We start from the raw sequence: 9,911 nt of genomic DNA, 5'->3' as shown, positions 1-9,911 counted from the left end.
ATTGCACCGTTGACATTATCTGTTGCAGTTATTGGTCAATCCCCGTAACAGATGAAAGAAATTCTGCTACCATCCATGCACTATTCACCTTGCATTGGCAGCGACTATGAAATTTGTCTCTTTTAATATCAACGGCCTGCGTGCCCGCCCTCACCAGCTTGAAGCGATTGTTGAGCAACATCAGCCAGATGTGATCGGCCTGCAGGAGACAAAAGTTCACGACGATATGTTCCCCCTCGAAGAGGTGGCAAAACTGGGCTACAACGTCTTTTATCACGGGCAGAAAGGCCACTACGGTGTGGCGCTGCTGACTAAAGAAACGCCGGTTTCCGTACGTCGCGGTTTCCCGGGCGATGACGAAGAAGCCCAGCGCCGCATCATCATGGCGGAAGTGCCTTCTGCACTCGGAAATATCACGGTGATCAACGGCTATTTCCCACAAGGTGAGAGCCGTGACCATGAGACCAAATTCCCGGCTAAAGCCAGGTTTTACCAGGATCTGCAGGATTACCTGACAAGCGAACTGAAGAAAGAGAACCCGGTGCTGATCATGGGCGACATGAATATCAGCCCGAGCGATCTGGATATTGGTATTGGGGAAGAGAACCGTAAACGCTGGCTGCGCACCGGTAAATGCTCTTTCCTGCCGGAAGAACGCGAGTGGATGCAGCGTCTGCTGGGCTGGGGTCTGGTTGACACCTTCCGCACGGCTAACCCGGAAACGCAGGATCGCTTCTCATGGTTCGATTACCGCTCAAAAGGTTTTGATGACAACCGTGGCCTGCGTATAGACCTGCTGCTGGCCAGCTCGCCGCTGGCAGAACGCTGCATTGAAACCGGTATTGATTACGATATCCGCAGCATGGAAAAACCGTCTGACCACGCGCCAGTGTGGGCGAAATTCAAACTGTAACCCCGTGTGAACATTCAAAAATTACTCTTCCTGTGCGCCCTTTTGGGCGCATTTATTCTGGCGTTTGTGTTTCTTCCACCAGAGATGCTCTCCCTGGACGCCATCAAAACACACCAGCAAACGTTGCTCGCACAGGTGGCACATTCACCACTGCAAAGCGCCCTGCTCTATTTTGCGGTGTATGTCGCGATTTCGGCGCTGTCGATCCCCGGAGCAGCAATCCTGACGCTGCTGGGAGGAGCCCTTTTCAGCCTGTGGGAAGGGACACTGCTGGTCTCGTTTGCCTCTACGCTGGGGGCGACGCTTGCCATGCTCGCCAGCCGCTATCTGCTGTGCGACTGGGTACAACAGCGCTTTGCTGCGCAGATGAAAACGGTCAATGCCGGAATCTCTCGCGACGGCGCGCGCTACCTTTTTGCCCTGCGCCTGATGCCTCTGTTTCCCTTTTTTCTGGTGAACCTGCTGATGGGGCTTACCCGTATTAGCGTGCGACGCTACTGGTGGGTGAGCCAGCTCGCCATGCTGCCCGCAACGGTTGTTTTTCTTAACGCCGGGCGAGAGCTGGGAAAACTGACATCGCTGCGCGATATTCTGTCGCCAGGTCTGGTATTCGCCTTTACACTACTGGGGTTATTGCCCCTGGCCACCCGGTGGCTGTTTTCTCATTGCACCCTTTCTTCGTTTAAAAAGTGAGGCATTATGCGCCGTGTGCGTTTTTGCGCGTTTCTGACAGGTCTGCTGCTGGCTGTCCCTGCATTTGCAGCAGACAGCTGGCAATCCATTCAACAACAAGCTAAAGGCCAGACCGTCTGGTTTAACGCCTGGGGTGGCGATCAGGCGGTAAACCGCTACCTGGACTGGGTCAGCGGCGAGATGAAAACGCACTACGCCATAAACCTCAAAATTGTCCACCTGGCCGATGCCGCCGATGCCGTAAAACGCATTCAGACAGAGCATGATGCAGGACGAAACCACGACGGTTCAGTCGACTTGCTTTGGGTCAACGGGGAAAATTTCCGCACGCTGAAAGAGGCGAATCTGTTGCAAACCCAGTGGGCACAGACCCTGCCGAACTGGCGGTACGTCGATACCCACAAACCGGTCACGGAAGATTTTGCCATCGCGACCGATGGCGCGGAATCTCCGTGGGGCGGCGCTCAGCTCACCTTTATCGCCCGCAAGGGAAGCATGCCAACGCCGCCGGATAATCCCCAGGCCTTGCTGGCCTGGGCGCAGCAACATCCGGGTAAAGTGAGCTACCCTCGCCCACCGGATTTTACCGGCACTGCGTTTCTGGAACAGTTACTCCTGAACCTCACCACCCAGCCTGAGGCGCTAAAACGCGCGCCTGATAACACATTTGCGCAAGTGACAGCCCCACTCTGGAACTACCTCGACAAACTGCACCCACTGCTGTGGCGCGAAGGGAAAGACTTCCCCCCTTCGCCTGCACGCATGGATACCCTGCTTGCCGCTGGAAACCTGGATCTGTCACTGACGTTTAACCCCGCACATGTGCAGCAAAAAGTGGTCAGCGGCGAGTTGCCTGCCGACAGCTACAGTTTCGGTTTTCGTGGCGGGATGATCGGTAACGTCCATTTTGTTGCCATTCCGGCCAATGCCAGTGCGAGCGCAGGTGCGAAAGTGGTCGCCAATTTCCTGCTTTCACCGCAGGCGCAGATCCGCAAAGCCAATCCGGCCATCTGGGGTGACCCAACCGTACTCGATCCCAAAACGCTGCCCGCCGTCGAGGCCAGGCAACTTAGCGCACATGCACCGGAAGGTTTACCGGTTGTTCTGCCGGAACCGCATGCCACCTGGGTTAACGCGCTGGAGCAGGAATGGTTTCGTCGTTACGGTACCCACTAAGCGTGCTCGTCTGGCTGGCGATGGCGGTCATTTATATACCGCTACTCCCCGCCGGAGCCATGTTGGTAACACCGGCATTGTCGCAGGCGAACTGGCAGTCGCTGGCTGACGATCCGCAGTTACCCCAGGCGCTCGCCGCCACGCTGGTGTCCGCGATAATTGCCACTCTGGGCGCACTCGTTATCGCCCTGTTTTTTATCACCGCGCTATGGCCTGGTGAACGCTGGCGTCGCCTGTGCAGCCATTTGCCCTGGTTACTGGCCGTTCCCCATGTTGCTTTCGCCACCAGCGTCTTGCTGACGTTTGCGGAGGGCGGCCTGTTTTATCAGGTCTGTACATTCTGCTCACCGCAGCTCGATCGTTACGGTATCGGGTTAGGGCTGACGCTTGCCGTCAAGGAGGGGGCTTTCGTGTTGTGGGCGATTTACGCCGTATTGCCTGAAACACGGCTGGCACAGCAAAATGTGGTTTTGCAGACTCTGGGCTACGGCCGCATTCAGAGGCTGTGCTGGCTGGTGCTTCCCACCATCGCCCCTGCGCTGGGTGCGGTCATGCTGGCAGTGCTCGCCTGGTCGCTTTCTGTTGTGGATATGGCCATTATCCTCGGGCCGGGAAATCCCCCCACGCTGGCGGTGCTGGCCTGGCAGTGGCTCAGCCAGGGAGATGCGCAGCAGCAGGCCAAAGGTATGCTGTTGTGTCTGGTTTTGCTCACACTCCTGGCCCTGCTGGCGGCGCTGGGTTATGGCGTCTGGAAAGCCTGGCGGCATACGCTACCCGGTCTTTCCGGGATCCGCCACAGTTCAGCCCTCGTGGTGCCTGAAAAGACGCTGTCCTGGCTGCTCCCGGGTTGTGGGATCCTCTGTGCCATCGTGCTGCTCTTCCTGGCAAGGCATGAGGATGTCGCCCGTTCCTTCATCGCCACCAGCCTCGCGTTGGGTCTGCTCTCCAGCCTGCTGGCCCTTGCGCTGATCGTTATCTGGCTCGAATGGGGGCCACAGCGCGGTGCGCAGTGGGTCTGGCTGCCGCTCGCACTGCCTGCACTGCCGATAGTCTCCGGGCAATATGTTGTCGCATTAACGCTTGGCATTGACGGGCACTTCACCGCCGTACTCTGGAGTCACCTGCTGTGGGTTGTACCGTGGATGTTGCTGGTACTGCAACCGGCATGGCGCAGGCTCGATCCCCGGCTGATCCTCACCGCCAGAACGTTGGGCTGGCGGCGCGCGAAGATCTTCTGGTTGCTGAAATGCCCCTTACTGGTACGCCCGGCGCTGCTGGCCTTTGCAACCGGATTTTCCGTCAGTATGGCGCAATACATGCCCACGCTCTGGCTGGGTGCGGGGCGGTTTGCCACACTGAACACCGAAACCGTGGCGCTCAGTAGCGGGGGCAGCATCCCGGTTCTGGCTCAGCGTGCGCTGGGGCTATTGCTCGTAACGGGTATCATTTTTGGCATTGCTGCGCTGTTGTCCCGGCTTGCGGGCCGTTACCGACGAGGATTACGTTAATGCTGAAGGTAAAAGATCTCACCATTGAGCCGCTGTTCCGGCAGGTCAATTTTTGTGTGCCACGCGGGGAAATTGTGACCCTGATGGGGCCTTCCGGCAGCGGGAAATCTACCCTTTTTTCCTGGATGGTCGGGGCGCTGTCTGCCGACTTTCAGGCGCATGGCGAACTGTGGATTGACGATCGGCGCTGCGATGGTCTCCCCGTGGAACAGCGCGGCTTAGGTATTCTCTTTCAGGACGCCCTGCTGTTCGATCATTTCAGCGTCGGGCAGAACCTGATGCTCGCCCTCCCGCCGCAGATTGCCGGGCGCTTTCGCCGGGAAACGGTGGAACAGGCGTTATACTCTGCCGGGCTGGCAAACCACTATGCCAGCGATCCTGCGACGCTTTCCGGCGGGGAGCGCGCCCGGGTAAGCCTGCTGCGCGCCCTGCTTGCAGAGCCGCAGGCGTTATTGCTGGATGAACCCTTCAGCCGTCTGGATAAAGCGCTACGCGCGTCGTTTCGGGAATGGGTGTTTGAGGCAGTGCGCGCACGCCCTGTTCCGGTGGTGCTGGTTACCCATGACGACGAAGATATTCCGCCAGGTGGAGAGGTGATTGAGCTTTCTCGCTGGCAATAATGTGCTAACGCAATGTTTTCTGTCTCAGGAGAGACGACAATGCCCGCCTCACTCACTGACGTCAGGTTTTTCGATGAAACGTGTTTCTCAACTGACCGCGCTGGCCATGCTCTGCGGCCTCGCCTCTTTTTCCTCTCTGGCGGCTGATATGCCCCATTCCCTTACGCTGGCTCAACTCCAGGAACAGCACGGTGCGACGATAGACACCCGTGCCAGTGCGTTTTATAACGGCTGGCCGCAAACGCTCAACGGGACATCCGGGCATGAGCCAGCCGCGCTCAACCTTTCCGCCTCATGGCTTGCCGCAATGAGCGATGACCAGATTAGCGCCTGGGCAAAGCAGCATCAGCTTACACCTGCAATGACGATCGCCCTCTACGGCAGCGAAGCCGATAATCAGGCCGTTAAATCACGTCTGGAAAAAGCCGGGTATGCCCACGTTTCGGTTCTCAGCGATGCGCTGCAAACCCCTGCGCGTTTACAGCGCCTGCCGCACTTTGAGCAACTCGTCTACCCGCAGTGGCTCCATCAGTTACAGCAAGGTAAACCGGTGAATGCCGCTCCGGCTGGCGACTGGAAAGTCATTGAAGCCGCCTGGGGGGCACCAAAGTTCTACCTGCTGAACCACATTCCCGGCGCAGACTATATTGATACCAATGAAGTAGAAAGCGAGCCGCTGTGGAATAAAGTCTCCGACGACAAGCTGAAAGCGATGCTGGCGAAGCACGGTATCCGTCATGACACCACCGTCATTTTGTATGGTCGTGACGTCTATGCCGCCGCCCGTGTGGCGCAGATCATGCTCTACGCCGGAGTGAAAGATGTCCGCATTCTCGATGGCGGCTGGAAAGCATGGTCAGACGCAAGCCTGCCGGTTGAACGCGGCACGCCAGGAAACGTGAAACCCGCCCCTGATTTTGGTGCGCCGATCCCTGGACAGCCGCAGTTGATGGTGGATATGGAACAGGCTCGTGGGATGCTGCATCGCCAGGATGCCTCACTGGTCAGCATCCGCTCATGGCCGGAGTTCATTGGTGAAACCAGCGGCTATAGCTACATCAAGCCAAAAGGAGAGATTGCCGGTGCCCGCTGGGGTCACGCGGGCAGCGATGCCACCCACATGGAAGATTTCCATAACCCGGATGGCACCATGCGCAGTGCCGACGATATTGCCGCCATGTGGAAAACGTGGAACATTCTGCCGGAGCAGCACGTTGCGTTCTACTGTGGTACCGGCTGGCGTGCGTCAGAAACCTTTATGTACGCGCGTGCAATGGGCTGGAAAAACGTCGCCGTCTATGACGGTGGCTGGTACGAATGGAGCAGTCACCCGCAAAACCCGGTCTCCACCGGTGAACGCGGGCCAGACAGTTCTCACTGACGGGTAAGTGACTTCAGCGTCACATAACCGCTCCAGATGCGCGTTGTGGTGGTCAGCCAGCACAACGCGCCAAATAGCCACGCAAACAGCGTGAAGTGTGCCGGAAACAGACAGCACAACACAAACAGCGCGATCGTCTCCGTCCCCTCCGTTAACCCGCCGATGTAATAAAACGACTTGTGCGCATAGCCCGGGTTATCAATATTGTGCTTCGCGGCCAGCGCGGCAAAGGCCAGAAAGCTGCTGCCGGTACCGATAAACGCGCACAACAGCCAGGCGGCGGCCAGCGCATTCTCCGCAGGAGCGGCCAGAGCAAAACCAAACGGCACCAGGGCATAGAACAGAAAATCGAGCGCGATATCAAGAAATCCTCCGGCGTCCGTTAACCCTCTGCGTCGCGCCAGCGCACCGTCCAGACCATCCAGCACACGGTTCAACACAATGGCCGCCAGCGCAGCCGGATACCAGCCAAGCGCCAGAAACGGCAGCGCCAGCACGCCGATGATAAACCCGGTGAGCGTGAGTTTATCGGGTGAAATCGCGGGTTTGTCCAGTAAGGCTGCCAGCCGGTTAAGCACGGGTTTCACGCGCGGATGCAGATGTCGGTCAAGCATGTGGTTTCTCATTAAACGTGGCGCACAACCCCTGAGCAGGAATGTCCAGAGCGGCATTAAAACGGGCGGAAAGGTTCTGAAACGCAATCAACGCCGTCATTTCGGTAATGGCTTCATCGGTGAAATGGCGCTTAATCTCCATTTTGACCGTTGCATCCACCTGTGGCGGTGTGGCGGTGACGGCCTCGGCATACGCCAGCGCAGCCCGCTCCTCCTCACTGAATAACCCGGAATCACGCCAGCCACTGACGGCCTGCACCTTATCCAGCGCCCCTGAGCGCTCGGCAAGGCGTAAGCTGTTGGCATCAATACAGAATGCACAGTGACAAATCTGCGATACCCGGGTCATCAGCAGCGAGCGTAGCACCGGCGTGAGGCGCGCATTACGCCGCTCCAGGAAACCAACGAACAGCGCCACCAGCCAGAAAAGACGCGGCATACGTCCCCACCAGCGCGTGGGATTAAGCACTGCACCAAAGTGTTTTTTCTGCATAACGGCAATCGGCTTTAAACTGGCCGGGAGGGTTTTAAGGGGGGCTACCCAGGTGGATGTCTCTTTCACTTGCTTCTCCTGATGACTGGACTCCTGGAAAGGGCAAGATACTATGTTGTTTTTCATTATCACTTATTGACGACCATGCTGAAAACACTCGATGTCGTTGCGGCAATCATCGAAAAAGACGACAAAATTTTACTGGCACAGCGCCCTGAGCATGCCGATCAACCCGGTATGTGGGAATTTCCGGGTGGAAAAGTCGAAGCGGGAGAAACTCAGCCCGACGCGCTCAGACGCGAGCTACAGGAGGAGCTGGGCATCTGCGCCCGGCCTGAGCGCTACGTCGCAAGCCACCAGCGGGAAGTGTCGCAGCGGCTTATTCATCTGCACGCCTGGCTCGTACCCACGTTTAGCGGAGAGCTGACAGCGCACTACCACCGTGCGCTGGTGTGGTGTACGCCCGAAGAGGCGTTTACCTACGACTTAGCCCCGGCGGATATTCCGCTGCTGGAAGCGTTTATTCTTTTACGCGACGCCAGACCAGCGGATTAGTGCTAATGGCATGTTCATCGCGCTGGCACTGTAACAAGACGCCGTCCGCTTTTACCACGGCACCTTCCGAATAGTTCTGATCCTGATAAATACAGCACTGGTTGCAGGGCTGTGTATTTTGCCCGCCGGAGCTAAACACCTCCGGCGGCACATTCACTTCCACACCCGGTCGAATGCGGTCAGCCTGAGCGCCTGCAGTAAACATCAAACATAACGCGGTCATCACGTAACGGTTCATAGAGTTATCTTCCTGTTGTCTCCTGATAATGAATATAACGGTAAACCGGGGCGGAACCTTTAATTTATCTCGTCATCGCTTTTTGTTATGACACAAGCCGTGAGATGAATTTCCCTTTCGGCACACATTTTTGCTTGCTTCACAAAGCAGTACGGGTGGTATAGTCAAAAAAACAACACAAATCGCATAAACAACATCCCAACATAATTATAAGAGGTTCTTATATCTATGGATCAGACACGCTCTCTGGAAAGTTTCCTTACTCACGTTCAACAGCGCGATCCGCATCAAAGCGAGTTTGCGCAGGCCGTTCGTGAAGTCATGACCACCCTGTGGCCTTTTCTTGAAGAAAACCCGCGTTATCGTCAAATGTCACTCCTTGAGCGTCTGGTGGAGCCTGAACGCGTGATCCAGTTCCGCGTGGCATGGGTAGACGATAGCAACCAGGTACAGGTAAACCGCGCGTGGCGCGTGCAGTTTAACTCCGCCATTGGTCCGTTTAAGGGCGGTATGCGTTTTCACCCTTCCGTGAACCTGTCGATCCTGAAATTCCTCGGTTTTGAGCAGACGTTTAAAAATGCGCTCACTACCCTGCCAATGGGCGGCGGTAAAGGCGGCAGCGACTTCGATCCGAAAGGGAAAAGTGAAGGCGAAGTCATGCGCTTCTGCCAGGCGCTGGTCACCGAACTGTATCGCCACCTCGGGCCGGACACCGATGTCCCTGCAGGGGATATCGGCGTTGGCGGTCGTGAAGTGGGCTTTATGGCCGGGATGATGAAAAAACTCTCCAACAACAGCGCCTGCGTCTTTACTGGCAAAGGGCTTTCCTTCGGCGGGAGCCTGATTCGCCCGGAAGCGACGGGTTATGGTCTGGTTTATTTCACTGAAGCCATGCTCAAACGTCACGGATTAGGTTTCGAAGGAATGCGCGTGGCGGTGTCAGGTTCCGGCAATGTGGCGCAATACGCCATTGAGAAAGCGATGCAGTTTGGCGCGCGCGTGGTCACCGCCTCTGACTCCAGCGGCACGGTAGTGGACGAAGCAGGCTTCACGGTGGAGAAACTGGCACGTCTGTGCGAAATCAAAGCCAGCCGGGATGGTCGCGTCGCAGATTATGCCCGCGAGTTCGGGCTGACTTATCTGGAAGGCAAACAGCCGTGGTCGGTACCGGTAGATATCGCCCTGCCGTGCGCCACCCAGAACGAACTGAACGTGGACGCTGCCCGAACCCTTATTGCCAACGGCGTGAAGGCGGTGGCGGAAGGCGCAAACATGCCGACGACCATTGAAGCAACCGATCTGTTCCTGGAAGCAGGCGTGCTATTTGCACCGGGTAAAGCGGCAAATGCAGGCGGCGTGGCAACATCGGGGCTGGAGATGGCGCAAAACGCCGCGCGTCTTGGCTGGAAGGCGGAGAAAGTGGACGCACGCCTGCACCATATCATGCTGGATATTCACCATTCCTGCGTGGAGTATGGCGGTGAAGCGTCGCAGACCAACTATGTACGCGGTGCGAATATCGCCGGGTTCGTGAAGGTGGCAGATGCCATGATTGGGCAAGGGGTGATTTAGAGTAATGGCCGTGCGGCCGGGGTGCCCTCACCCACAGGGCTGAGGGTTCCCCACAAATTACAGGTTGGCACTGAAGTGGTTTAATAGTTTTAGACACGTTCAGAGGTTATAAATTAAATAACTGATGAGGTGCAAAAAATGAATTCAC

The 9,911-nt window shown here is 57.0% G+C and carries 11 protein-coding genes; 8 read left to right on the top strand and 3 right to left on the bottom strand.

Features of this window, described 5'->3' with window-relative positions:
- Positions 1-106: 106 nt before the first annotated feature.
- The 6 genes from xthA to ACJ9N4_RS08900 all read left to right on the top strand — a co-directional run bounded on the left by xthA (position 107) and on the right by ACJ9N4_RS08900 (position 6,291).
- Positions 107-913, top strand: coding sequence for an exodeoxyribonuclease III (gene xthA, locus ACJ9N4_RS08925; RefSeq protein ID WP_182271135.1), 807 nt, complete (start codon positions 107-109; stop codon positions 911-913).
- Positions 914-919: 6 nt separating this feature from the next.
- Entirely contained in the window at positions 920-1,606 is a 687-nt protein-coding gene (locus ACJ9N4_RS08920) for a TVP38/TMEM64 family protein (protein WP_182918584.1), read from the top strand.
- A 15-nt stretch (positions 1,607-1,621) separates the two neighbouring features.
- Positions 1,622-2,782, top strand: a complete 1,161-nt coding sequence (locus ACJ9N4_RS08915) for an ABC transporter substrate-binding protein (RefSeq protein WP_182920043.1) — start codon at positions 1,622-1,624, stop codon at positions 2,780-2,782.
- On the top strand, positions 2,755-4,290 hold the full coding sequence (locus tag ACJ9N4_RS08910) for a thiamine ABC transporter permease (protein WP_411500408.1): 1,536 nt from the start codon (positions 2,755-2,757) through the stop codon (positions 4,288-4,290). The genes ACJ9N4_RS08915 and ACJ9N4_RS08910 overlap by 28 nt, the downstream gene beginning before the upstream one ends.
- Positions 4,290-4,910 carry an ATP-binding cassette domain-containing protein gene (locus tag ACJ9N4_RS08905; protein WP_182918586.1) on the top strand — a complete coding sequence of 207 codons (621 nt, stop codon included), beginning with the start codon at positions 4,290-4,292 and terminating at the stop codon, positions 4,908-4,910. Before ACJ9N4_RS08910 ends, ACJ9N4_RS08905 begins: the two co-directional genes overlap by 1 nt.
- Before the next feature lie 73 nt (positions 4,911-4,983).
- Positions 4,984-6,291 carry a sulfurtransferase gene (locus tag ACJ9N4_RS08900; protein ID WP_182271131.1) on the top strand — a complete coding sequence of 436 codons (1,308 nt, stop codon included), beginning with the start codon at positions 4,984-4,986 and terminating at the stop codon, positions 6,289-6,291.
- Here the strand turns inward: ACJ9N4_RS08900 and ACJ9N4_RS08895 are convergent.
- Both ACJ9N4_RS08895 and ACJ9N4_RS08890 read right to left on the bottom strand, forming a co-directional pair.
- Positions 6,285-6,905, bottom strand: coding sequence for a CDP-alcohol phosphatidyltransferase family protein (locus ACJ9N4_RS08895; protein ID WP_182918587.1), 621 nt, complete (start codon positions 6,903-6,905; stop codon positions 6,285-6,287). The genes ACJ9N4_RS08900 and ACJ9N4_RS08895 overlap by 7 nt on opposite strands.
- Entirely contained in the window at positions 6,898-7,467 is a 570-nt protein-coding gene (locus tag ACJ9N4_RS08890; RefSeq protein WP_182271129.1) for a carboxymuconolactone decarboxylase family protein, read from the bottom strand. Before ACJ9N4_RS08890 ends, ACJ9N4_RS08895 begins: the two co-directional genes overlap by 8 nt.
- Before the next feature lie 75 nt (positions 7,468-7,542).
- On the opposite strand from ACJ9N4_RS08890, the gene ACJ9N4_RS08885 reads away from it, so the two are divergent.
- On the top strand, positions 7,543-7,953 hold the full coding sequence (locus tag ACJ9N4_RS08885) for a pyrimidine (deoxy)nucleoside triphosphate diphosphatase (protein WP_269475507.1): 411 nt from the start codon (positions 7,543-7,545) through the stop codon (positions 7,951-7,953).
- Here the strand turns inward: ACJ9N4_RS08885 and ACJ9N4_RS08880 are convergent.
- A complete protein-coding gene (locus ACJ9N4_RS08880) occupies positions 7,919-8,191 on the bottom strand; it encodes a YnjH family protein (protein ID WP_182271128.1) in 273 nt (90 codons plus the stop codon). The two genes, ACJ9N4_RS08885 and ACJ9N4_RS08880, sit on opposite strands and share 35 nt — an antisense overlap.
- A gap of 228 nt (positions 8,192-8,419) precedes the next feature.
- Here ACJ9N4_RS08880 and gdhA point away from each other — a divergent pair, with 228 nt between their 5' ends.
- The gene (gene gdhA, locus ACJ9N4_RS08875; RefSeq protein ID WP_182918588.1) at positions 8,420-9,763 is read left to right on the top strand and encodes an NADP-specific glutamate dehydrogenase; all 1,344 of its coding nucleotides are present in this window, start codon (positions 8,420-8,422) and stop codon (positions 9,761-9,763) included.
- Positions 9,764-9,911 lie beyond the last annotated feature (148 nt).

The sequence above is a fragment of the Enterobacter sp. LM3 genome (assembly GCF_046622475.1).
Classification (GTDB): domain Bacteria; phylum Pseudomonadota; class Gammaproteobacteria; order Enterobacterales; family Enterobacteriaceae; genus Enterobacter; species Enterobacter cloacae_P.
The sequence above is the reverse complement of the archived record's forward strand: the minus strand, read 5'-3'. Positions and strand labels throughout refer to the sequence as shown.

What these genes read in the sequence shown, in the direction of transcription:
- ACJ9N4_RS08905 (WP_182918586.1), top strand. Translation starts at nt 4,290, where the DNA reads ATGCTGAAGGTAAAAGATCTCACCATTGAGCCGCTGTTCCGGCAGGTC.
- ACJ9N4_RS08885 (WP_269475507.1), top strand. Translation starts at nt 7,543, where the DNA reads ATGCTGAAAACACTCGATGTCGTTGCGGCAATCATCGAAAAAGACGAC.
- ACJ9N4_RS08900 (WP_182271131.1), top strand. Translation starts at nt 4,984, where the DNA reads ATGAAACGTGTTTCTCAACTGACCGCGCTGGCCATGCTCTGCGGCCTC.
- xthA (WP_182271135.1), top strand. Translation starts at nt 107, where the DNA reads ATGAAATTTGTCTCTTTTAATATCAACGGCCTGCGTGCCCGCCCTCAC.
- ACJ9N4_RS08910 (WP_411500408.1), top strand. Translation starts at nt 2,755, where the DNA reads ATGGTTTCGTCGTTACGGTACCCACTAAGCGTGCTCGTCTGGCTGGCG.
- gdhA (WP_182918588.1), top strand. Translation starts at nt 8,420, where the DNA reads ATGGATCAGACACGCTCTCTGGAAAGTTTCCTTACTCACGTTCAACAG.
- ACJ9N4_RS08895 (WP_182918587.1), bottom strand. Translation starts at nt 6,905, where the DNA reads ATGCTTGACCGACATCTGCATCCGCGCGTGAAACCCGTGCTTAACCGG.
- ACJ9N4_RS08880 (WP_182271128.1), bottom strand. Translation starts at nt 8,191, where the DNA reads ATGAACCGTTACGTGATGACCGCGTTATGTTTGATGTTTACTGCAGGC.